Origin of the sequence: Citrobacter sp. W9, from assembly GCF_026719375.1 — a bacterium.
Classification (GTDB): Bacteria; Pseudomonadota; Gammaproteobacteria; order Enterobacterales; family Enterobacteriaceae; genus Citrobacter; species Citrobacter werkmanii.
Genome location: NZ_JAPPTE010000031.1, coordinates 15770 through 37391, shown reverse-complemented (window position 1 = coordinate 37391; position 21622 = coordinate 15770). Strand labels below are relative to the sequence as shown.

The window sequence follows — 21622 nt, the reverse complement described above, 5'->3', positions numbered from 1 at the left end:
ACAAGCCTGATTCACATGGCTTACGTAGCAGCATGGAGATCTCCTGAAGTCGGAGAAAATGAGTCAGATAACGCGAATATCGAAAATGGAACGAAGTACTTAATTACCTAACAGGAGGTACATGTTAACCTGACGAACATTGCTTACTGCCTATTTGTAGATTCAGGCTACAGGGAGAATCCAAGTGCCAAACTGCATACCCCTTAATCCGGTATTACCTAAAAACTTCGACGATACACCTAATGAAAAGCGCTCAAAGTCTCAGCTTGATGCCTGGTGGGATCATCCATATGGCATTACTTGCCCGGACGGGAAAATCACTGTTCGATGCCTGAATGGAGGAGCTTGGGATCGTTCGACAGTGCTGGGAGTAGCGGACAATTACGAAGAAGCCTGCGAGCTCGCAGAGCGCGAGCAATCAGCATGGGTCAAACGCCGTGCGGAGCCAATATTCTACTATAGCGGTGAAGCTCCATTCAGAGCGATAAGGGATGCACAACGTCCTGATCAGGAGCAGACCTTTGTCGCGTCTTTTGACACGCAAGATGAGCTAATCAGCTGGCTTAATAGTCAGAAAACCAGTTAATACCAAGTCTGGAAGTCTGCTTCTCAACAGACTTCCACATTTGATTATCAAGCTCCCCATAATTTGGGTTCAGTATAAACATTCCATTACGTTCTATTCCCCTCATTACATTCATCTATCCGTAAATTTCGTTAGCCAGCACATCGGGGTGATACTGATGTCAGGTAAACAAAACGGATGCAAAAATGCAGACATGTTCGGAAGTCCTGGCGGTTGAAATATTCAATCAAGTTGGACGTGAGGCAGCTATTGCTCAATATAACTTAATTTGTGAAATAGCCCAGCGACGTTACGAAGACAGCCTGGCCAAATATGGTTCCGTGCCAGCTGGTTTCACCGCGCTCAATTTCCTCCATCCGGCAGAACTTCAGGAGCGTTACATCCTGGGGTTGGGAATTCAGCTTTGTATCGATGAGCAGCATGAAGCCAGGGAACGGGTTTTAGCTCGCTGCCTGGCAAGAAAAAGGGCCGCATAAACAGGTGATAAAACAACTCAGCTATAGCTGAACACGCACTAATTGGCTATGTTAACAAAACGAACAAGGTGGCGATTATGTACAGTGAATCTATCGATCGTGCTATCAGTATCCTCAAGGACGCGGGCGAAAAAATCGGTATGGAACTGGGTAGTAATGTGACATCTCAGGAATCAGAACTGCTTGAGGATGCGCTGGTGGGCCTGACTAAAGTTAAAGGGCAACTCTGCGGTAATCACTCCTTAACTGATGTAAAAGCGGACGTCGTGCCTTTTAGTCTCAGTTCGACGAAGAACGTCGATAGCCCGCATTAATTAACAACCACCAACTGGACGGAAGGGATATGACTGAAGACAACGCCGGTAGTGTTTCTGGAAAAGCACAGAACGCCCCAAAAGCAAATGCCCACCTGGACAGGCTCTTTGATTTCATTGTGACAGAAATCAAAGAGCAGGGTGCAGCACCGTCTTACGAGCAGATCTGTTCTTCTCTGGGGTATTCAAAAGGGCTCGTTTCCCGGCGTATCCGGCAGTTGCATGACCAGGGACGAATCATTATCGATGGTGAAAGAAAGTCTATGACGCTGCGCGTAGCGAAAGGACAAGGTCATGATGACATTGCCGAACTCCCGGACATGACCAGTGACAGGAAAGCAATCATCACGTATGTCAAAAAATACATGAACAGAAATGGTGGCCGTGGGCCATCAGTTCACGCAATAGGGAAAGCGCTCGGCTTCTCGAATAACAAGGCGCGTAGACATGTGGACTATCTCGACGAAGTAGAGAGGGTACGTTACAGCCCTCATCTTAATGAAGTAATCGTTATCAATCAGGGTGATTACGTTAAAATTACCCAGGACAACGATGAACCACCGAGCCCGGCAGAAGGTTAGCCATGATTCGCATATGGAGAGAAGTTGTAAACGTAAAGGTTCAGGACGGGAGCCGTAACGGACGAATCTGGTTTCTTGAACTTTCGTGTGGCCATCATGCTGTCAGACGTATACCTCGATTACGTCTGCATAATCTGACGCAATTCGAACGACTTGAGCCACCAGCTAAATGTCACTGTGTATTGTGTGAAATAGATGCTATTGCAGGACAAAAATAGCAATAAACACAACATAAAAGCCCTCAATTTGTCCCCATTGTTTTTAGCCTGACAGCATTGGTACTGATAGCCTAATCATATTTAAACGCATAACCCTATGGTGGACATATGAAAAAAGCTGTTTTTGGCCTTTTAGCACTATTGCCCTTCATAACCAGCGCAGAATCGATCGATCCGAACGATTTCTATGCTCAGCAGCCTTCTCAAAACTACCAACAACCTGCTGCCAGCGAGCAACAGGACGATGCTGACAATTCCAGTGACCAGACAGCTGCGATCGTATTGAACCTGGAAAGTTACAAACCGCTGGGGAATTTTGTAGTCCCCCAGGGAGTAGAACGCCCATTCATTGGTCTTATTAACAGCAAAATTTTCATACTGTCTGAGCAACCAGATAAACGCTTGGCTGGCCTATGGATAGGTCGTAGTCAGGATGGTCGTGAAGCACTTTGTGGTTACCTGAACAACAGTATGCAGGTCAGAAAATGTTATTACATCTTATATCGTGAGTAAAAAATGGGGCCGTAGCCCCATTTATTTTAATGTTTGAATGAGGGTATAAAGGGTATTACTGGATTTGTTCCTAGCGAAGCTAATTCGTTAGGCGCAAGATAACGTCGCAGTTCAGTAATCAATATATCAACTGATTTATCCCAGCCATCTCTCACAATGTTTAGAATGTGCCGAGCTGGATAATGTGTTAGAAAAGGATGGTTGGGGCCAAATTTATTAAGGTGTTCAATAGTACCTATTGCATCGAGATAATCTGTAACAAGATGGTGTTCTGACTCAAAAATAGCGACAAATTTATAACCATCAGCAGCGTTTACCCACTGGCAAGTACAGTCATTAAGCTGAAATTGATTAGAACGTTTTTCCCCCTTGGGTTTAGGATTGACTCCAATACCAAAAGACAAATACAAACCTTTCCTTCCCCAGAAGGCCGGTCTCTTCAAGTCCTGACCATTGTTTCCTTCGACCTCTCCAAGAATGCCAAACAAAGTAGCTGATTCTTGGTTAGGATTCGTTCTCATACGGAAAAGAATGCATAGATCTGCAAACTTTAAGCTATTATAAACTGAATTATAAAAGACATTCTCATGGCCAAGTAGATAAGGATTATGCTCTACCGCAAAATTAGTGCCACTTCTAAAGTCACGGCAGCTAATGAATACACCAAACTGGCTCATATTAGCGAGGATATCGACATTGCGATAATCAGACAAATTAATAAGTATAGTATTTAAGACTTCTCTACCTTCATAACTCATCAGATAGTGGCAGAGCAAATTTTGTAGACCGAAGTTTCTGAACTGATCTTTAATTAAAGAAAAATATCCTTCACCAGCTAATGAAACTAGGTTTCTCATTGTTGGTGTATGTTTCCCCATGAGAGGGGAATTAAAACGTACCTTCATCCGGTTATTATCATAAAGGGTTTCAATAATTGAGCAAAAGTGCATCGCCCAATACGCGTTGTTATCACCAATTAAACCGGGTTTCACTACAGTAGTTTTAGAAAAATCCATTCTGTCTCCAAAGCAGTAATCAGTCACTCATAACACGATATTTGCAGTGAAAGTTATATCTGTAAGCAAATTTCGTCAGCTGTTAGCGTCGTATTAGGCTTAGTAAAAAGCCGGAGGTAGATATGCCTAAAGACGATGTTGCAACAATCATAATCCAGAATGGGTTGACGCATAAAGTAAATGTGATCTGCAAATTCAGCGCACAAATCGACAATCAAATGTTCTCATTCATCATCCATCGCACATTAAGCGTATGTCGATATGCGCTTGTCTGTAAGGCAACAGGCCAAAGAATTGCAGTTCTTGATACCAGTCGAGTAAAGGCACTTGGTATGGAAGCAGCAGGTAAACTAGCGCTATCAGATCTGGCCTCATCATTAGGCGAGACTAGACTTGCTGCGATTCTGACAAATTCACTTCAGAGCAGGAGCGCGGCAAGTGAGTGATTTAATCGACGATAACTTTATTATTCCTGCACTGAGTAGCATAGCAGGCATCACCACGCCACTATCAGGACAAACGTACAGGAACGCTCCAGATATCGACATATCTTGCTATGACGTGATAATCATTTGCCTTAGCGGCGGAAAAGACTCCATAGCCTGCCTTCTCCACTTAATTGACATCGGGGTCGATCTGTCCAGGGTGGAACTCTGGCATCACGATGTTGATGGCCGCGAGGGAAGTACTTTAATGGACTGGCCATTTATGGCCGACTACAACCGCAAAATAGCTTCAACATTTCAGATACCGTTGATGTTCTCCTGGCTTCAGGGAGGAATGGAAGGTGAGATGCTGAAAGAGAATGGCTACAGTCGCCCGCAATGTATCGAAACCCCAGATGGATTAATAATCGCGGAACGTGATATCCAGCGAAGCACTCCCGCCACGCGACTTCGGTTCCCTCAGCAATCACCAAGCCTTAAAACACGTTGGTGCTCATCAGCACTAAAAATTGATGTTGGTCGGCGAGCACTCACAAATCAGAGACGCTTTGACGGAAAAAAGGTGCTTTTTATTACGGGGGAAAGGAGAGCGGAAAGCTCTAATAGATTCAATTACTTACAACTGGAGCCACATACCAGCAGTTGCAAAAAAAGACAAGTTGATGCCTGGAGGCCAGTACTTGAATGGTCTGAAGAACAAGTCTGGGAGATTTTAGCAAAACATCGTGTTACAGCCCCAGTACCGTATCGTCTTGGATGGGGTCGCAGTTCATGCTTAACGTGTATATACAACAGTGCTCGCATATGGGCAACCATCAAACATTATTTCCCCGAGCGTATTCACGCAATGGCCAACTATGAAAACCGCTTTGGGGTCACTATCAGTCGTAAACGAATAAATGTTCTGGATCTAAGCCAGAATATTTCTCCTATTAATATCACGGATGAGGAAGCGCTGCTGCAAGCGGTAAATCCGGTCTATACATTGCCCGTCATTAACATGTCAAAAGAATGGGTGCTACCTGGTGGGGCGTACAACCGGGAGAAATGCGGGTCAGACTAATTAGCCATCAGCGATTTATAGCTGAGATTTCGTCACCTGAATATTACGTGGAAAATAGATATCAAATAGCAACATTGATACAGGCTTAACCGCCTCTGAAGGAAATATTATGACGATGGTAACGGCCAGAAATTGTACTGAAACACGGTTCAACCAGTTATGGGATGCTCTGCATGAAAAAAGCAGTGCGGAAAACGAATCCTTGTTTCAGCAAGAATTGCATCGCTGCCGCAGTAAACGTCAGCGAAGTAAACTGGCCGGGCGATTCGCCGGTGCCTGGCAAACCTTATTCGATGCCTTCTGTGAAGGTCGGGTCTTCTGCTCACTTCTGGACTCGGTTATCCACCAGGAGAGTATCAGCGAATGGCAGGTTGAAGAGTTAATCTCATTCACTTCTGCCCAGATGTCGACTCTATACAAAGGGTAGAGGTAGATATGGGACAAAGAAAATGTGCAGCAGCGTTCCTGCTCGCTGAAGAAATGTACCAGATACCAGCGACCAAATCGGTGATACTTGCCCGGGACCTGGAAGAAAGAGGGTTGTATCTCCGCGCTGCCAGGCAATGGGGAGAGGTCATGTTTGAACATACCCAGTGTACTGAGTACATTGTTGAACAACGGGAACGTTGCATTCGGTTATCCAATTCTCGCCATGAAGACCGTATCAGACAGCATGAGCAGGCAAGTGATCTTCAATATATTCACAAGCATATTAATGATGTATACACACGGATGGGACTAAAAGACGATGGTGTCTTTAATACCGCCTGATTTGTCGACCTTTTCCGTTCATTAAAAAATGAAACTGAGGAGAATGAGCGCACTCTTGACTGATTTTGACGGAGGATTACGTAAGTGGTTAAACAAAGTTTATTTGACCTTATAGGAGCTACCACGGGCCCAGAGCGAGATCTGTTGATCGTAAGCCTTCAGTCTCTACATCGTGAACGAGTAAGCTCATACAATGCATTGTGTACAGCCTGCTCAATCTCTGGAGATAAAGTCCCGCCAATGTCTTTATTCGGCATAGACGAGGTTACTGATGCACTACGCCGGTTAGGTGCATTACCGATCAGATAGTTCTTCAAGTAGTCAGGGTGAACAGGTTTGAATTGATACAAACGGCCTATGCTGAAGAGGAACAGAGATAACTGATGAAAACAAACGAAAACCTGCTGAACAGCATTGGAAAAAGTATTCGAATGTGGCGAGATAACTGCTTCCCTCCATTTCAGCGAGCGTATGGAACATGGTTATTGGTTCTGGTTTCGGTTAATGCCGGGATATGGTTTTACATAACCTCTGACTGGTCTGTACAGTTCGTCGGCAATATAGCAGGGCTCTTGGTTTTCCCAATGCTGGGTCGAAAGGTTTTTACAAAACGCGCCAGATCTTGGCAAGAAGAACTGGATATTAAGCTGGCAAAATACAAACCGCATAACATAGCTGCATGGAGGGAGTTGCAGGCTTATGCCTTGGAATCCAATACGCTATCTTCACAAATTGTTGAACGGTGGTATTTCAAAGAGCGGGAATTTATCAAGACGGCCCAAAAAGGGAAGCCGGGTAGTTCTGAACTCAAATTTCTCAAGAATAATACTGGATCAAAGCCTTAAGGAATCTGAGAGCCGGTGCGTAATGCAGAACCCACAGCCGAAGGGTTTTGGGAGTTAAACTGATACAGCTTTTACCGTGAGGTGGGATTTATGTCGAATGTCTTGCAGAAAGAAAACATCATCATGTCTCTGCCTCATCGTGACTGGAGTTGTGAAGTCATCGAGTGCCGATTAAAAGTGTGCCCCGTACCTGACGAACTCGACAGGGGGAATAACATCTTTTTCATCGTGGAAGACCTTTACCAGCTACGCGAGAACAGTGAATCACTTAACGTGCTTGGACAAATTCTGGCGAAACGTTTCCCACACATACCACCAAAAAGAATGCACCTTGTGCTGCACCGACGTGATGTGCAGAAAGCTCATGGAGTAGCCATCCACCTCTACCGCTTCATGCGTAGCGAGAAAGAAAATAACCGTAGTATTTTCATTGGTCGTAACCCTACTGAAGTTTCCCAGAAGACGGCATACGCCTCGATGTGCATTTTCTGACCACCAGCTGTTGAATCGTCACAATAGCCGACATAGTCGGCTATTTTTTTACGCTAAGAAAAACCATTTATGCCCACAAATTGCGGTTGAAAAAGCTATTTATTTTTGGGTGCAAAACGTCCTCATTCTCACTGTAACAATAAATTTCAACATGTGATTATAGTGAGAGTCGAAGCTGAAACATGAATGGTGGCTACATATGCATGATCTCCAGAATTCGTTAACTAGCAAAAATACCAACATTATCCGTGCTGAATTTGAAAATATGCTTTCTGCGCGTGGAACATCTATCGTGCGTTTTGATACCAACGCAGGGGCGAACAGCGGCGAGTATATAGGAAAAGGAATTCAACGTGAGTGGGTTGGGTATTTGCTAAACCATACGAGTTCTGGCCATACGGTCAAGGCATTTGAACCGGTGTATTCTATTCCTTTAAAAATCAGGCCAGACCTTCAATCCAGAAATATTGCAGACCACCAGACTAAAGTAAAAAAGTTATTTGAAAGTTATGATGAAGCGTATCTTACAGCCGCTATAGACTCAGAAGAGTATTGCAAGCCATTCTGGGTTTATCAGAATGCAGATGACGGTCATTACTCGATCAGTACTCGCGGTTTCAAAAATGCAAATGCACCTGCAAGCATTCCGAGCGATAATCGCATTGATATCGCTCAGATGAAAATGGGATATCCCATGCTCGATTATTGCCATAACATTATACCGTCCTCAGTCGTGCGATTAGGATTTAATGGGCGAGTGTTTACGCAAGGTAAGTATTATTACACCAATGAAGAGGTTTTCAGTTGGTTGTCCCGGAACCCGGATAGCGCAGTTTTCATTACGTTCCCAAAAGTTAACCAGACTGATAGATCTGAATTGATGTCAATTATGAAACGAGAATTCCTGAATTCGTGGGGTTTATTCTCATATTATCGCTGGCTGGGACGCAGCACCGCATTACTGGCATTGAGCCCGGTCAGTTCTAATGCTTCTGTTAAGTTAAGAAGTAGCAATGCACACTTCTTCAAAAATGCAATGCTGGCTGTTAACACGATCATTCCTAAAGGTAACGGAATTTCGTAATCGGAATAGTTACCGTTAGAGTGATTTAAAGATCGATTCATTCTGGAAATTGAACGAAGAAAATTTAATGGGAGTAACTATGACTGCACTACGCCGTATCTCAACAGAACCAAGCTGGACTCCAGTTGGCATCCGGGGCGAAGGGTTACCGACTAAAGCAGGTGTATACCGTTTTATTGTTCCCCGGGAAGCCGATAGCTCAGAACATATTGAGTTTCTGGCGTTAGTGCGCTGGCGTAAACACGGTGTTCATCAACTGTTATTTCCCACCTTTGAATACATCGTATGCGACGAGAATATCGTGCTCCCAGAAGGCACATGCTGGCGTGAACGCGAACCGTGGGATCCAGATACGCTGGGGGAAACCGAGTTCATCATCGTTCCTGAAATGAGCGCGGGTGCTCAACGCTGTCCGTTCTGCAAAGAAGTTCCGCGCATCGTTGGTGATAAATACAACTTTGAGTATAAGGAAAACTACATCACGAAAATGCCTCACCGGTTTAACCGCCTGTGGTTCAGCTGCTGTAAATGGGTTGCTCCTGTGCCCACTTCTGGGATTCAGTCACTGATTACGGCCTGGAACAAAATGCTCGGGTCATCCCGGTAGGAGTAATGATGAAATGTGCGTACCTACGAAAGTTTCTGATCATTGCTTTCATAACCGGCATTAGCGGATGCCAGAGTCTCGGAATAGGGTTAAGCCTGGATGAGCGCTACCAGAAGGCTTATCAGAAAGTACTGGCTGACCCTAATGACGATAACATTAAGACTTTCATGAAACTCAGCCAGGAAAAAGGCGAAAGAGACATGCAAGAGGCAAATTCGAAAGCCGCAGCCGACACTCGTGAAAGCGATAAGGGGTTTACTGAGTATTTTAAATCATATGGCAACGATGGATTTAAGCGGGCCAGACAATAAGAAAGAGGTTATATGTCATTACAGCAATCGCATGAAAATCTGGAGTTCCTGAAGGGGGCGGTCTGGTGCGCCGCAAAACTCGTTCAGGAAATTGGCGATTCAAAAGGTGCAGCTATTCTTATCACAAACTTGCCGGTTGGAATTTTCCCTCAATGTAGCGAAAGGGATTTATTTGTTCTGAGGCAATATGTCAGGAAAGATCTGCCACTTGGTATTGATGCCGAATATAGCGATATCAGGCCGGTCTTAATTGATTATCTGGGAGAGCCAGTAGACCTTCCTGAGTGTGAACTGGATAATTATGAACCGGCTCCTGGTGAAATGCTCCGCTGGGGAGTAACTGGAGATCTCAGTTCCGGGACACGATGTGTGCTGGTGGATAATCTTGCTTATCTCGCTGAAGCAATTGGTATCAGCAACGCACTAAGGCAACAGGCCGCAGAGTCAATCCAGCGCACCCTGTGATTAGTGAGTCGCCCCGAATTTCGTAAGCAGCATAAATGCCCTTAATCTTTATCCTACATATTTCAGGTTGTTGGGGTTTACCATGTACAAAGACCATTTTCCACAAGCGTGTCCTTCATCGATAAAAGAGGGCCAGTCATGCTGGCGGGTATTTATTGATATGGACGTAGACAACCCGTCGAAAATAAAAACCAGCGTCGAATTAATAGAAGTTGGCGTAAAAACAATTCGAATGAAAAAGAATGCGGCAGAAGGCAGTGAAAAAACTGTTTTTCTTGTGGATAAAATCCCTGGAATCACATTTATCAAAATTCGGCCTAGCGACAAAAAGCCAAGCGTCTGGAATACAAGCATCAGCAGTTTCTATAAACATGACGTGGAAATCGGGAAAACATTCCCCGTTGGTATCAGAACGACTAAAAGCGCTGCGTTTCGTACAGCAACAAAAAAAGTTGAACAGAGTATGCAAGAATACACTGATACTATAGCTAAGCTTGAAAACGACTATGTTAAGAATGAGACGGAGATTGCTGAGTACAAAAATGAACTCGCTGCTTACCAAACAATACTCCAAACCCTAAAACGTATGGCAAAAAGGCATCTCAAGCAATAATACATTTCGTCTCTTTTCAGGTAAACAAAATGGAAACACAATGTATTTTCATTGCAGGTTTCAAAAATTGTTTCACTCTGGGCCATACATGTTTAGTATGGGGACATAACAAAGAGAACGCTGGCGAGTACGCTGGCATAAAGATCACCTTTCCCGGCCTGGCCGGGATTTTTTTTGTCTGATGTGCCGTCCTTCTCACCACAAACTTAATATCCTGACTATTTTTATGGATGTGCAGTGCAATTATTTAACGAATTACCATTCGTCACCAGACCGGACAGGCTGATAATAATGTCATCCGATACAGAGCTGGGGAGGGTGTATGACTAATCGTGGCTATAGCAAAGTAATTATCGAAGGTACTGTAGGCCGTGAGCCTGAAATCCGACAACACCCTACCCACGGCATCTACGCAAAGATTTATGTAACAACATCTGAGTCCTCAATGGAGGATAAATCTGGTCTGGAGAAAATTACGGAAGAACACTATCAGATCATTTTGCTTGGTCAATTTGCTGATGTGGCCCGCAATCATCTTCATGTCGGGACAGGAGTGTACCTGGAGGCCCAATTGCGTACCCGCCTAATCAAGGAGGATGGTAAAGAACGCTTCTTTATGGACGTACTTGTCAACCCCGTGAAGGGGCATGTTCTTCGCAAAGTCAATGTAGGCGGTAATAAACTGGTGAGTCGTCACCTCCAGCAGAACCGTGGGCAGGATCACCGGCAGAATACCAGTTATAGCCGCAGGCCACAAAACACGAACGCGAGGCCAGCAACACCACGCAACTCGCCCCCAACAATGGAAAATTATTATTTGGGAAATCAGGATGAAGTTCCAGGAAGCACTGGTGCTTATGGAACTGAGATAGCCTTTTAATGATTAGCAGCATATCTGTTTTAATTTGTATCATAACTAATGGGGAATTATTGCCGTGAATGAATTCAATAACGCACTCCAGACGATACTGGAAAATGGGTCTATGTCATATGGCCAGGCTGCTATTTATGCCGGTGGTGCAATTTGCGTTGCGGCCCTTTTTTCGGCGATACTCAGAAGTGGACTACTGGTAATTTTGGGAATTGTCTCAGGCTTTTATCTGTTCAGTCTCAACACTCCAGACAGTACACTGGCGTATACTGCTGCTGCCTCAGACCGTCTCATCGAGCAGGTTAAAGCTGTCGGTGGATGCGCCACTAGACACATTGAGGATGCGCAAACTCTGGGTATCATCATAAAAAATGGCGATGTTATCGAGATAGCAAAGCAGTGCGGTATTATAAAATAATAACCGTAGCATATTATGATTGATGAATGCCTGAATGGTAATCTGCTCGCGGATTACCATTATTTTTTGAGATGTCTTATAGAACTTATCTAAAATTACATACGACTGTCATGACAGTATAAGGTCTTTATGAAAAACGTCGTCAAAACTTTACTACCCTCAGTGAACACTGGTGATCAAGACGAAAGCGTAAAATCGGATACGCTGACTGGCACTACTAAACCCTGCGACCACGGACTGGTTCATAATCATCTTTTAGGGCAGGAGGCCTGTTACTATGCCAAACACTAACGACTCGCTGACAGGACTCAACGTCGAGCTCGTTGGTGCATCGAAACAAGAGTTTACTCTCCTCACTGAAAACCATCTGATGCGCCGCATCATAGTGGCTTTATCTGAGTTAATGCGTAACGCGGAAGGCGTGATGATTGATTCTCATGTTTACCCGTGGGATCAAGTTCTCCCTGCTGCGATGGACATTCCATCATCCAACGCTTCTGATGAAGAGATACAGAACTGGATGATCAGTGCCTGTAAGGAGTGGCAGTGCGAATACAATCGCCGGGTTCAGTCGTTTACCGCATCAGAAGTAAAAAGCAAAAGCGACACCGAGAACGATAACCTATTCCTGCTGAATATCACCAACCTAGCCCATATGCTGATTGACCGGTTACTGCCGTTTGTCAGTATCGAGGAGATTAATCATGAGGATCCAGATTTACTCCCCCAAGTTATTGATATCGTGAATTATATGGTTGGTGTTATAAATGGTACAACCAGCACACAACAAGTCAGACAAGAATTGTTTACTGCCGGTGCTGATGACGCAGTATTTGCACTCAAACTAAAGCACAAAGAGCTAACCAGCCGGGGTGAAGATGCTGGATGGCTTGAAGAGGCAATGAAGATAATCGAAGAAAACAAACGCCAATCCATCGACTTTATGCAGCGCAGCTAATCGTTCCCATAATAAAAGGGTAATGCTATGAGTAAACATCTGTACTGTATTAAGGGTGTTTTAAAACCCAGGAAATTTTCTGTAAGTCTGATAAGAAATAAACTTAGCTCATTTGGTTTAAGGGGAAGTACTCTTCGTAGCGAAACCGCTCGCATTCTTGCCGGGCCAATAGATGGTATTAAGGGTACGTATCCCTTCGGCTGGTCAGAAGAACATTTTGACCGCAGGATGAAACGCATATTCATTCGCGCCGGTAATGCTTCCAGACTTTCTGATAATCGTCCATTTGCATTAAAACGACGCAGCGCTTTAACTATCAGTAAAAAGTATCTTTCTGTGTAACCACCAGCAGACGAGTTTTACTCGTCTGCCTGGCCCCATGCCTCTAATCTTCGCACCCGAAATGAAGTTGCCTGGAGTTCTCCTGATGAAGTTAACTCAAATGAAACTGTAAGATCGTTTTTGTTCCGGTACTTCCATACATAGCCATTTTGCTGCAATGTTTTGAGTGACTTACGTAGGTTGGGCTCAGCTACATCCTGGCTGTCTGGAACAGAGTTAATAAACCCCAGCAACCTGGTGAATGGCACTATCGCAGTGCCTTTTTCTTTGCACAAAAGAAGAAGTACCAACGCATCCTTCTGAATACGGGAAAAGCGCTCCAGGCGATGTTCAGTACCATCTCCCTGCATATTGGCATTGTTCATAATCAACCTAATCATATGGGATATGATTAAGGTTAAAAAACACCCCCCGTTTTGTCACCCTTTTTTTTTCTTACTCACCACTTAAAGCAGTAAGCTCAGTTCGATAAATCTGAATTAAATAAGGCGAGGTTATATGAAAACGAAATTATTGCTGGCGCTAATTGCGGGATCGACTTTCTGCATCAATATTGCTGAAGCCAATATTCCTCTTAGAGCAGATGGAAGTCCAGCAGCGGGGCAGACACCAACTCAGTTCATTCAGCTTAAAAATGAATGTCCTGAATGCGTCATGGTCGCAACTGATGTAGTAAAGATGCGTAGCGATAGCTGTAAACAGCAGGCATCCATCGATTCTACAATCCTACAGGATCCTGTTTACGCATATCTCAACAGTATCCGTCTGGTAGTTGCCGGGAATGGTGGTTATGCAAGTCCAATCTATACATCCGCCCGTCAGGTCGTAGCGTCAAACATCAATTGCAGTGATGCAAACGACTGGGTAGCGAGAAGTAAAACGGTAATGGATAACACCTTCAAAACGCCGTAAACAATCCCTGAATATTTCGTTGCAGTAATGCTATCCCGTAGTATGACGTTAAAGGCGGAGCTTTGAATCGGGAAAAAATAACTACTGCACTTAGAGGTATTTATATGGGTCGTCACTTTACTGGTCTGATTGATAGTTCGCAGCAAAATTTTACAATGCCAATCCGTCCGTATGGACGGAGCCGCATGGCTGCAAAATTAAAAGGAATCTCCCGATTGAAAAAATCTGAAAAGCATGACGATGAATATCCTGATGAACTCTGGAAATTTATGAGTCCTTCAGAGAAAGCTAAATTTCTGGTCGCGGATGTATTTTCACGCAGTAGTAAAGACTCTTCCGCCATTCAACCGGGAGAACATAAGCAAAAGGAGCATGATAATGAGCACTGATAATTTACTAGCAGAACTCACTTCAAAAACAGGCCTGACAGAAACGGAACTTAATCGGCAGGCATTGATTATCGGTTTGATGGCATTGTGCCACCCGGATGCTATTGCCGGTGATTTGGTGAGCGCGGCACTTACGGGGTCATACTCAGATAGTACTGATAAACTACTTACCCGTGGTGATAACGCATCAGACAGTGTGTTGATGTCCATGCGTATCTTACTTCACCGGTTGAGTAAGTATGAAGGGTCTGATGGCAAAGTAGGTCAGATCAATAAAATGATGCACCGACTCGGCTACTTTAAGGCATCCGATGTGTTACGCGAGGCTCAATAAAGAGGCTCAATTTATGTTCACCATGACGAATTTCGCGTCCAATATTCTTGACATGGTTTTTCTATCAGAAATGGAAGGGGAACTCATTTATATAAAAGCGCTTAGCGGCGTTACTGGTTACGTTCCTCAGATCCATCTTTTCCGCCTCCAGCTTATCGCATTTGATATAGGTTGGTACTACGAGTACAGATTGAATTCAGGCAACCTCATTATAAAGGAAATTGTTGAGGCCATCACATCTCTTGGATGTGCTTTAAATGAATACCAATGGCAGTTCGCGTTTGAATTAGGTTATCGCCGTCACCACAAATAAACTTCATTTTTTCATAATTTGCTATTCGTCACTTGATTGACCGGGGGTACGATTAATTTAACACGGATAATTATGGGAGACAGTAAAATGACAGACGCATCTACAATAGACGCAGTTCAACCAAAGGCAAGACGCTTATCATTTAAAGAGCTTCCAGGGTTTGATATTTCTGCTGAAGCACTTCTCAAAATTATCGAAATGCCGTGTATGGTTATTCGCCGGTCTCCTGCAATGAAAGTACTGGAGATGATCACGCTGCGGTTACGTGGGGATTGTCTTTCTGCCCTTGGCATTGACTTAAACTCTGCCCAAATTACCAGTAAAGGGACGGTATCGGGGGGCAATGGTGATATGGACGTATCAGTACCTGCAACACAACTCTTTTCTTTAATCCGCAACATGCGCGGCGAAGATGAAATTAACGTCCGCTTCCATGCGGCAAAAAACCATCTTGTCATTCGCACCGACAAAAACTCCTATAACATCCCGGTTTGCTTAGACCATATACCCGAAATTCAGGCTGAGACGCTGGAACATAATTACAGCGTTTACTTTCCAACGCAGATGCTGAGTCAGATTATCAAGCGTGTCAGCCACGCTGCGGCTCAGAACGATGTCCGCTTTTATATGAATGGGGTCTACCTCGGTATCGATAATGGCCAATTTATTGCTGTAGCCACTGATGGACATCGTATGGCCGTCAGTTCTCATGATATCGACTTCAGCGATGACGTGGGCGATGAGATTCAATCTCCGACAGCTCCTACCTCTATCAGTAACACGAATGCAGGTGTGATTTTACCCAACGGGGTTTTCCCCGTGCTCCATAAAATCCTGAGCGGTAGCCAGGGTCAATTCAAAATTGACTACAGCAACCGTAACCTGACATTTACGCTCGGAAGCCATACAGTCATTTCAAATCTTGTCGATGGCCGTTACCCGGACTGGAAGCGCGTGGCCAGCACGGTAGCCAAAAATACTGAACTGTTTAAGGTTGATCCTTCTGAACTCACCACCGCACTAAAACGCGCAACCCCATTGCTTAAAGAGGGCTCGCCAAACAACACCAGTGTTTGTGTGATGTCATTCAAAGACAACGCCCTACAGCTTAAGTCGCCCGGCTCAAATGCAATCAGTTGCAAAGAGGTGATGGACATTGCGAAAGAGGCAGGCGAGCCCGAAACAATTGTTGATATCGGTATGAATGCCGATTACCTCCTGGAATCACTGGCAAGCCTGGGGGCGTGTTCGGAAGAAGGAGAAGCCGCACAGATTGCTTTGCGTGATACAACGACCGGCATATTGATTTCAGTAAACAAAAACAATTACGACATCATCATGCCTGTCCGTGTCTGACAAAACGCTCTCGTTTTGTCGGCCTTTTCGAAATAGCCAATTTCATGGGCGTGATAACGTTAAAACAAGCTTCCTGACGGGATGGCTATATGCCATCTCGCTCCCATTGGTCGCGATCACTGCGTCCTAATATTCTGGAGCCAGAATGAAATGAAAAGCGTTCTGAAGTGGGTAGGAGCCAAACACAACATTATGGCAAGTCTTAAGCATGTACTACCGAAAGGTGGTCGGCTTATTGAGCCCTTTGGCGGTTCAGGCGCTGTAATGATGAATACGAATTACCCAGAATACATTTTGGCCGATATTAATAGCGACCTGATCGATACATACCAGAGTATTTTTAAGTCGCCTGAAAAGGTACTTTCTGAGCTTAAACGCCTTTACTGTCTCGGGCGTTCTGAGGACGCCTATTATGAGCTGCGAAGCCAGTTCAATAATCATGATAGTGCAAGTGACACTCAAGCTGCTCTGTTTATCTATCTGAATAGGTTTGGCCATCGCGGACTATGCCGATACAACCGGAAAGGCATCTTTAACGTCCCCTGGGGTTATTACGCCAACCCCTATCTCCCAGAGACAGAGTTATACGCAATGGCTGAGAAAATGTCCTCAGCAACTTTACTTTGCGCCAGCTTCCAGACCACGCTATCAATGGCCCGCCCGGGTGATGTGGTGTATTGCGACCCACCATATGTTAATCCCGGCAGATTCACGGCTTACCATGCCAGCGGTTTTACACCCGCTATGCAGATTGAGCTTACCAAACTGCTCCAGTTGCTGCCTGAACGCGGGGTTCATGTCATCGCATCATGCCACGATGCGCCTGATATTCGTGAGCTTTATCAAGCCTTCGCTATTCATGGTGTGACTGCCCGGAGAAGCATATTTAAAGGCAGCGGGGATGGGAAAAAAGCTTCAGAAATCTTCGCGGTCAAATTAGCGGATAACTCGAAAAAGGGAGCTGCGGCATGAAACGCTTCCATTGTTCTGAAAAGCTGCATAACCCAGAGACTGAGAAATTTTGTCAGGATATCGCCGAACAATATCGGACAGCACCTGATATTGCCGTGGCGCAGTTTAAACAAGTGCTGAGCTCTAAGCCTCTAACTTACTGGGAGTGTGTCGTGATCCGCGAGCGTGTCTCTGACCTTATTAAAATTAATCAAGCAACAGCTGAGGGCCACGATGAGCCAATTTAAACCCAAAAGCCTTGTAGTCTACCGCATCCAAAAAGCTCTGGAATTAGACAAGCTGGATGAACAGTTAAGTGAGTTGAAATACACTCCCTGCGGGCCTAATGATATGGCACGGTCAGGATGGATCCCGCCATTGGGTGAAGATGTCGAGCTGTTAAAGCATGAGTCGAATAATCTCATTCTTCTGACTGTTAAGCACGAATCGAAAATACTTCCTCCCGCGACCATCAAAGAAATTGTGCGAACCCGGGTTCAGAAACTGGAGAAAGAGCAAAACCGCAGGCTAAAGAAAATGGAGATCCAGGCCGTCAACGATGCCGTGCTCGCTGAGCTCATACCAAAGGCTTTCAGCAAATACAGCACTACAAACATTTGGGTGGATACTAAATCACGTCTACTGCTTGTTGAGACCACCAGCCATAAAAAAGCAGATGATGTAACAGCTTTGCTACGTAAAACTATTGGCTCACTTCCAATTATCCCATTCACGCTGGAAACGCCGGTAGAACTGACGTTAACAGAGTGGGTCAAAACAGGAAGTCTGCCGCCTGGCCTAGCTTTATGCGACGAAGCCACGCTCAAAGATGTGCTCGAAAACGGGGGGGTCGTTACAACAAAACGCCAGGATTTGATATGTGATGAGATCGCTCATCACATCGAGGCCGGAAAGCTTGTGACAAAGGTTGCACTGGGCTGGATGAACCAGATGTTTTTCATCCTGAATGACAATTTCATCTTTTCACGACTGACCTTTACGGAAGAACTTATTGAACAGAACGATGACATTTCGCCAGAAGATCACGCCCAAAGATTTGATGCCGATTTCGTTTTGTTTACCTCTGTTGTTATGGAGGTTCTGGACACAATGATAAAAGCCCTCGGGGGTGAAAGCCCAGGACTCATCACAACGCCGTCAGACGAACAACAAGGTGTCGCGGCAGAAGCCAAACAACCAGAAAAAACCTTCCATTAAAGGGCTGAGAGATGATTACAGCTACAGAACTCCAAGAGTTATCACGCCAGGTTGAAAATGCTAACATTGCCCGAGCCCTGGCAGTTAAAGAGTTGGTTAAAGAGACAAGAGATCGTCAGTTTTCATTGTGGGCGCTATTTATTGGTCTCTTCAGAGAGACACCGGCGCGAAAAAAGCTGAACGAATGTGAATTGCATCTTAACCTGCTGCTGCCAAAATGCAGGAGCATCTTTCTTCAATACGTAGTTATGTCCTCGTTGGAAGAAATTTCGAAATCACCAGATTGTGAGATTTATCAGCATCTAGTCAACTGCTGGAAAGAAGCTCAGATAAAATATAACGAGTCAGGCAGACGACTCAAACTTGCAGAAAATGCCCGTGAACTATTAAAAACAGCAAAGGATGAATGTAATAGTGCTTCCACAACTGAATTTCTGGATATGGTTACTACCAGTAAAGCAATATCCATACTTTCAGCAATAGACACATCCTCTGCGAGTAGTTCGTTAAAGAGAGCTATGGGTGCGCTTAAGCGATTAGCAGATGAAATGCCTGCCCGGCAATCACCTATTGATTCAAATTTACCAGATGACATGCTTGATCTGTTTGTCGATCTGACTATAAATCCTGTTATCGATATTCTCTCCTGGTTAAATATTGAAAAGCTGAATAATGCCGAAGTGCAGTGCAGCAAAGCCTTAAAGAAACTTCAGACGTTATTAGGACAACTGGGTGCTGAGCATGATTTGAGAACTAAGGATTATCAATCTCAATTAGATACGCTGAAGAGAATTGAACAACCATACATCAAAAAGGTGATGCGGCATATACCCGAAAATATGAAGTTCAAGGAGCCTGAGTATCTCCAGACTATAGGAATGAACCCATGACTCTAAAATATATAATCGCTCTCGCAATATTTCTGACATTTGTGTGCTTTGCAGCTTTCATACTTATCTACGCGAGTCGAACAAAACGAGAACAACAACAAACTCAGCAACCTTTGGACGAGCATGATCAGCAGGCAGATATTAATGCCGATGCCGACGAGAACGCCGCACTTGATGGGTTGAGCGAGTACTTCATCAAAAAAAATTCAATATTGCCAAAAGTCCTGATGGATCTTTATGTGCGCTTGAGTGCGGTGTTCAATGGTCAGTACATTATCGCACCCCAGGTGCTTGCCCGGGACTTAGTAGGGCTGGAGCTCGAAGATGAACCGGTTGCCCCGGTTGACGTACTTCAGGCGCAACAGTACGCAGATGAATTCGTGTTCGATTTTGTTCTCTCCGATGCGCATACCGGGGAACTAGTGCTAGCAATGATCAATGAAGATGCTATCAGCGCTCAGCCTGAAGGAGAGTTCATTATTGCCCTTTTTAAAAGAACTCACATTCCTGTCTTTCGCTATGAAACGTTGTCAGGCTTGGACGATAACGCCCTGGCAGTCAACATCGCTGAATCAATAGACGATGGCCGATTCTCTTAGTTCCACAAGGAATTTATTATGTCTCTGTCAAAAAAACAAAGAATAGTACTGAGGGCTAAATTTGGTGGTCGATGTGCATATTGTGGCGAGGTACTGAAAGAAAAAGGTTGGCACGCTGATCACGTAGAGCCTGTGCTAAGGAAATCCGTCCAGGATATGCAAGCTGCGGCCAGAGGGAAATTTAAGCTTAAGGCTACCGGTGAAGTGTTTAATGAAAGTGCCAACTGCTTAGAAAATCTTTTCCCAGCCTGTGCGCCCTGCAATCTGCTCAAAACAACATATTCACTGGAAATGTTCCGCAAACAAATAAGTTTACAGGTTGAAAGGGCACGGAAGAGTAGTATGAATTTCAGAACGGCAGAAAGATTCGGCCAGATAAGCATTGTAGAGAAACCCATTGTTTTCTGGTTTGAACAGTATTCAGAGAAAAATGGTGCTATCAAATAAACGACTAATTTAACATTATCATGGCGCGTATCGCGCACTGCTTCGTCAAATATTCAGCCGTGATAATATTGTTTAGTAGGCCCATTACGGAGCGTATATGACTAATCATACAAACTGGACTGGAGACCTGACCGAAGGCGCAACTATATTTGTAGCCACACCAGATGGCCAGCTCAGCAAATGTAGAGTCGAGTCCGTTCGAGACCGACATTTCTCGGTCGAGGGTATTGAACGTGAATTCGATAAGTTGAATGCCTGCTCAGTTGATGGGTTACTACACTCTTACCCCGACGATTTCGAGTCGAGGGAGTTATTTGGTGTGTGCCAGCAAAAAAACAGGCTCAAGTCTCTGCAAATTGATTCATTATCGTTACAGCAAGTCCAGTACATGCTGGCTGGCCTGGAACTTGCCAGGAAGAGATATGGATACCAGTACCGAGGCAGCAAAGCCGTAGATACCAATCAGAAGGGTAGACTGGCCATGAGCATTGATGATTCGCTTCACCCAATTCAGATCGCTTATATACTGGCAGGTTTAAAATTATCTCTCCTTCAAACAGAGGTGAACCATGACTGCTAACCAACGTAAACGCCCTTCGCGTAACAATCGAGCTGTCCAGTTAACGTCCGAGCAGTTGGTAGAAGCGAAGACGCTTGACCTGAAAGCCCACCATTCGTTTAAAAACCTTATGGGTCTTGCTGCAATCAGTGTCGTGGTGTTTGTCTGTCTTGGCTCCTTGATCCATAAACAACGCTCAGTAATGAACGAATGGGACCTGGGTGAAGTGATCAGAGGCGTTGATTTGAAAGCCGGAACCCTCGCAAAAAACAACTTTTTCATCACCAACAAAGGGCAGTTTGAAGCAAATGGCGTTACAGTGTCACTTACGGGTACAAAACTGAAATTACAGCAGCATCAGGACGGAAAATATTACGTTTGTAATTCTGCAACAGGTGATTGTGTTCTGGTATCCGATGTACAAGCTGAAAAAATTCGTGACCAGCTGTAGCGAGGGGAAAATATCGGTTACTGTCACCGGTAACCGAAGGAACCTTCGTATATGTCACGACAAGAAGCCGCAACGCAGTTATTTATGTCTGCACCACCAGCAAGTATTGATGTCGTTATTGAGCAGTTGGAAAGGGACGCTCAAGCAGCCGGTATCGATATCCATACAATCTCTGTAATGGCAGCCTGTTACGTGATCGAATAGAAGCATACA

General features: G+C 44.6%; 36 protein-coding genes. 34 read left to right on the top strand and 2 right to left on the bottom strand.

Annotated features, from left to right (window positions below; all coding sequences use genetic code 11):
• Positions 1 to 184 precede the first annotated feature (184 nt).
• From OOJ59_RS26015 to OOJ59_RS25995, 5 genes are all read left to right on the top strand, one after another.
• Positions 185 to 586, top strand: a complete 402-nt coding sequence (locus OOJ59_RS26015) for a hypothetical protein (protein WP_008786797.1) — start codon at positions 185 to 187, stop codon at positions 584 to 586.
• A gap of 185 nt (positions 587 to 771) precedes the next feature.
• Positions 772 to 1062, top strand: coding sequence for a hypothetical protein (locus OOJ59_RS26010; RefSeq protein ID WP_007372147.1), 291 nt, complete (start codon positions 772 to 774; stop codon positions 1060 to 1062).
• Between the two features lie 77 nt (positions 1063 to 1139).
• Entirely contained in the window at positions 1140 to 1376 is a 237-nt protein-coding gene (locus tag OOJ59_RS26005; protein ID WP_007372148.1) for a hypothetical protein, read from the top strand.
• A gap of 29 nt (positions 1377 to 1405) precedes the next feature.
• Complete coding sequence (locus OOJ59_RS26000; RefSeq protein WP_007372149.1) at positions 1406 to 1957, top strand: hypothetical protein; 552 nt, start codon at positions 1406 to 1408, stop codon at positions 1955 to 1957.
• A 326-nt stretch (positions 1958 to 2283) separates the two neighbouring features.
• Complete coding sequence (locus tag OOJ59_RS25995; protein ID WP_008786799.1) at positions 2284 to 2688, top strand: hypothetical protein; 405 nt, start codon at positions 2284 to 2286, stop codon at positions 2686 to 2688.
• Between the two features lie 26 nt (positions 2689 to 2714).
• Here the strand turns inward: OOJ59_RS25995 and OOJ59_RS25990 are convergent, their stop codons facing one another.
• Positions 2715 to 3704: a hypothetical protein gene (locus tag OOJ59_RS25990; RefSeq protein WP_007372150.1), complete on the bottom strand. Its 990-nt coding sequence runs from the start codon at positions 3702 to 3704 to the stop codon at positions 2715 to 2717.
• A 122-nt stretch (positions 3705 to 3826) separates the two neighbouring features.
• Here OOJ59_RS25990 and OOJ59_RS25985 point away from each other — a divergent pair, with 122 nt between their 5' ends.
• The 15 genes from OOJ59_RS25985 to OOJ59_RS25915 all read left to right on the top strand — a co-directional run bounded on the left by OOJ59_RS25985 (position 3827) and on the right by OOJ59_RS25915 (position 12990).
• Entirely contained in the window at positions 3827 to 4150 is a 324-nt protein-coding gene (locus OOJ59_RS25985) for a hypothetical protein (RefSeq protein ID WP_020996132.1), read from the top strand.
• Positions 4143 to 5213 carry a phosphoadenosine phosphosulfate reductase domain-containing protein gene (locus tag OOJ59_RS25980; protein WP_007372151.1) on the top strand — a complete coding sequence of 357 codons (1071 nt, stop codon included), beginning with the start codon at positions 4143 to 4145 and terminating at the stop codon, positions 5211 to 5213. The genes OOJ59_RS25985 and OOJ59_RS25980 overlap by 8 nt, the downstream gene beginning before the upstream one ends.
• 109 nt (positions 5214 to 5322) lie before the next feature.
• On the top strand, positions 5323 to 5640 hold the full coding sequence (locus tag OOJ59_RS25975; protein WP_020996134.1) for a hypothetical protein: 318 nt from the start codon (positions 5323 to 5325) through the stop codon (positions 5638 to 5640).
• A gap of 8 nt (positions 5641 to 5648) precedes the next feature.
• On the top strand, positions 5649 to 5984 hold the full coding sequence (locus tag OOJ59_RS25970) for a PerC family transcriptional regulator (protein ID WP_008786801.1): 336 nt from the start codon (positions 5649 to 5651) through the stop codon (positions 5982 to 5984).
• Between the two features lie 383 nt (positions 5985 to 6367).
• The gene (locus OOJ59_RS25965; protein WP_009653863.1) at positions 6368 to 6829 is read left to right on the top strand and encodes a hypothetical protein; all 462 of its coding nucleotides are present in this window, start codon (positions 6368 to 6370) and stop codon (positions 6827 to 6829) included.
• A gap of 90 nt (positions 6830 to 6919) precedes the next feature.
• Positions 6920 to 7321: a hypothetical protein gene (locus tag OOJ59_RS25960; RefSeq protein WP_020996135.1), complete on the top strand. Its 402-nt coding sequence runs from the start codon at positions 6920 to 6922 to the stop codon at positions 7319 to 7321.
• A gap of 199 nt (positions 7322 to 7520) precedes the next feature.
• Positions 7521 to 8405, top strand: a complete 885-nt coding sequence (locus OOJ59_RS25955) for a hypothetical protein (protein ID WP_007372154.1) — start codon at positions 7521 to 7523, stop codon at positions 8403 to 8405.
• 79 nt (positions 8406 to 8484) lie between these two features.
• On the top strand, positions 8485 to 9012 hold the full coding sequence (locus tag OOJ59_RS25950; RefSeq protein ID WP_007372155.1) for a hypothetical protein: 528 nt from the start codon (positions 8485 to 8487) through the stop codon (positions 9010 to 9012).
• Positions 9013 to 9017: 5 nt separating this feature from the next.
• Positions 9018 to 9323: a hypothetical protein gene (locus OOJ59_RS25945; protein ID WP_032941601.1), complete on the top strand. Its 306-nt coding sequence runs from the start codon at positions 9018 to 9020 to the stop codon at positions 9321 to 9323.
• A 12-nt stretch (positions 9324 to 9335) separates the two neighbouring features.
• Positions 9336 to 9788: a hypothetical protein gene (locus OOJ59_RS25940; protein WP_007372157.1), complete on the top strand. Its 453-nt coding sequence runs from the start codon at positions 9336 to 9338 to the stop codon at positions 9786 to 9788.
• 82 nt (positions 9789 to 9870) lie between these two features.
• The gene (locus OOJ59_RS25935; RefSeq protein WP_007372158.1) at positions 9871 to 10401 is read left to right on the top strand and encodes a hypothetical protein; all 531 of its coding nucleotides are present in this window, start codon (positions 9871 to 9873) and stop codon (positions 10399 to 10401) included.
• Between the two features lie 322 nt (positions 10402 to 10723).
• Complete coding sequence (gene ssb, locus OOJ59_RS25930; protein ID WP_008786804.1) at positions 10724 to 11281, top strand: single-stranded DNA-binding protein; 558 nt, start codon at positions 10724 to 10726, stop codon at positions 11279 to 11281.
• Positions 11282 to 11336: 55 nt separating this feature from the next.
• Positions 11337 to 11690 carry a hypothetical protein gene (locus OOJ59_RS25925; protein WP_154050669.1) on the top strand — a complete coding sequence of 118 codons (354 nt, stop codon included), beginning with the start codon at positions 11337 to 11339 and terminating at the stop codon, positions 11688 to 11690.
• Positions 11691 to 11967: 277 nt separating this feature from the next.
• Complete coding sequence (locus OOJ59_RS25920) at positions 11968 to 12648, top strand: hypothetical protein (protein WP_007372161.1); 681 nt, start codon at positions 11968 to 11970, stop codon at positions 12646 to 12648.
• Positions 12649 to 12675: 27 nt separating this feature from the next.
• Positions 12676 to 12990 (top strand): hypothetical protein, encoded by a 315-nt coding sequence (locus OOJ59_RS25915; protein ID WP_127649449.1) that lies wholly within the window; start codon positions 12676 to 12678, stop codon positions 12988 to 12990.
• A gap of 17 nt (positions 12991 to 13007) precedes the next feature.
• Here the strand turns inward: OOJ59_RS25915 and OOJ59_RS25910 are convergent, their stop codons facing one another.
• Entirely contained in the window at positions 13008 to 13355 is a 348-nt protein-coding gene (locus OOJ59_RS25910; RefSeq protein WP_127649446.1) for a hypothetical protein, read from the bottom strand.
• 133 nt (positions 13356 to 13488) lie between these two features.
• On the opposite strand from OOJ59_RS25910, the gene OOJ59_RS25905 reads away from it, so the two are divergent.
• From OOJ59_RS25905 to OOJ59_RS25840, 14 genes are all read left to right on the top strand, one after another.
• Positions 13489 to 13902, top strand: coding sequence for a hypothetical protein (locus OOJ59_RS25905; RefSeq protein ID WP_007372162.1), 414 nt, complete (start codon positions 13489 to 13491; stop codon positions 13900 to 13902).
• Between the two features lie 62 nt (positions 13903 to 13964).
• Positions 13965 to 14291, top strand: a complete 327-nt coding sequence (locus tag OOJ59_RS25900) for a hypothetical protein (RefSeq protein WP_223227020.1) — start codon at positions 13965 to 13967, stop codon at positions 14289 to 14291.
• Positions 14281 to 14625, top strand: coding sequence for a hypothetical protein (locus OOJ59_RS25895; RefSeq protein ID WP_032951317.1), 345 nt, complete (start codon positions 14281 to 14283; stop codon positions 14623 to 14625). Before OOJ59_RS25900 ends, OOJ59_RS25895 begins: the two co-directional genes overlap by 11 nt.
• Positions 14626 to 14638: 13 nt before the next feature.
• Complete coding sequence (locus OOJ59_RS25890; RefSeq protein ID WP_009653866.1) at positions 14639 to 14938, top strand: hypothetical protein; 300 nt, start codon at positions 14639 to 14641, stop codon at positions 14936 to 14938.
• A 72-nt stretch (positions 14939 to 15010) separates the two neighbouring features.
• Positions 15011 to 16294: a DNA polymerase III subunit beta gene (dnaN, locus tag OOJ59_RS25885; protein WP_223226826.1), complete on the top strand. Its 1284-nt coding sequence runs from the start codon at positions 15011 to 15013 to the stop codon at positions 16292 to 16294.
• 150 nt (positions 16295 to 16444) lie between these two features.
• Positions 16445 to 17266, top strand: a complete 822-nt coding sequence (locus OOJ59_RS25880; protein ID WP_007372165.1) for a DNA adenine methylase — start codon at positions 16445 to 16447, stop codon at positions 17264 to 17266.
• Positions 17263 to 17493, top strand: a complete 231-nt coding sequence (locus OOJ59_RS25875; RefSeq protein WP_007372166.1) for a hypothetical protein — start codon at positions 17263 to 17265, stop codon at positions 17491 to 17493. The genes OOJ59_RS25880 and OOJ59_RS25875 overlap by 4 nt, the downstream gene beginning before the upstream one ends.
• Entirely contained in the window at positions 17480 to 18463 is a 984-nt protein-coding gene (rdgC, locus tag OOJ59_RS25870) for a recombination-associated protein RdgC (protein WP_007372167.1), read from the top strand. Before OOJ59_RS25875 ends, rdgC begins: the two co-directional genes overlap by 14 nt.
• Positions 18464 to 18474: 11 nt before the next feature.
• Complete coding sequence (locus OOJ59_RS25865; RefSeq protein WP_094543383.1) at positions 18475 to 19353, top strand: hypothetical protein; 879 nt, start codon at positions 18475 to 18477, stop codon at positions 19351 to 19353.
• On the top strand, positions 19350 to 19952 hold the full coding sequence (locus tag OOJ59_RS25860) for a hypothetical protein (protein WP_227643483.1): 603 nt from the start codon (positions 19350 to 19352) through the stop codon (positions 19950 to 19952). The genes OOJ59_RS25865 and OOJ59_RS25860 overlap by 4 nt, the downstream gene beginning before the upstream one ends.
• Positions 19953 to 19970: 18 nt before the next feature.
• Positions 19971 to 20399 carry an HNH endonuclease gene (locus OOJ59_RS25855; RefSeq protein ID WP_032951321.1) on the top strand — a complete coding sequence of 143 codons (429 nt, stop codon included), beginning with the start codon at positions 19971 to 19973 and terminating at the stop codon, positions 20397 to 20399.
• Between the two features lie 97 nt (positions 20400 to 20496).
• Positions 20497 to 20979, top strand: a complete 483-nt coding sequence (locus tag OOJ59_RS25850) for a hypothetical protein (RefSeq protein WP_094543384.1) — start codon at positions 20497 to 20499, stop codon at positions 20977 to 20979.
• Entirely contained in the window at positions 20969 to 21409 is a 441-nt protein-coding gene (locus tag OOJ59_RS25845) for a hypothetical protein (protein ID WP_227643482.1), read from the top strand. The genes OOJ59_RS25850 and OOJ59_RS25845 overlap by 11 nt, the downstream gene beginning before the upstream one ends.
• A 51-nt stretch (positions 21410 to 21460) precedes the next feature.
• Positions 21461 to 21613: a hypothetical protein gene (locus OOJ59_RS25840; protein WP_160955733.1), complete on the top strand. Its 153-nt coding sequence runs from the start codon at positions 21461 to 21463 to the stop codon at positions 21611 to 21613.
• The last annotated feature ends 9 nt before the right edge of the window (positions 21614 to 21622 follow it).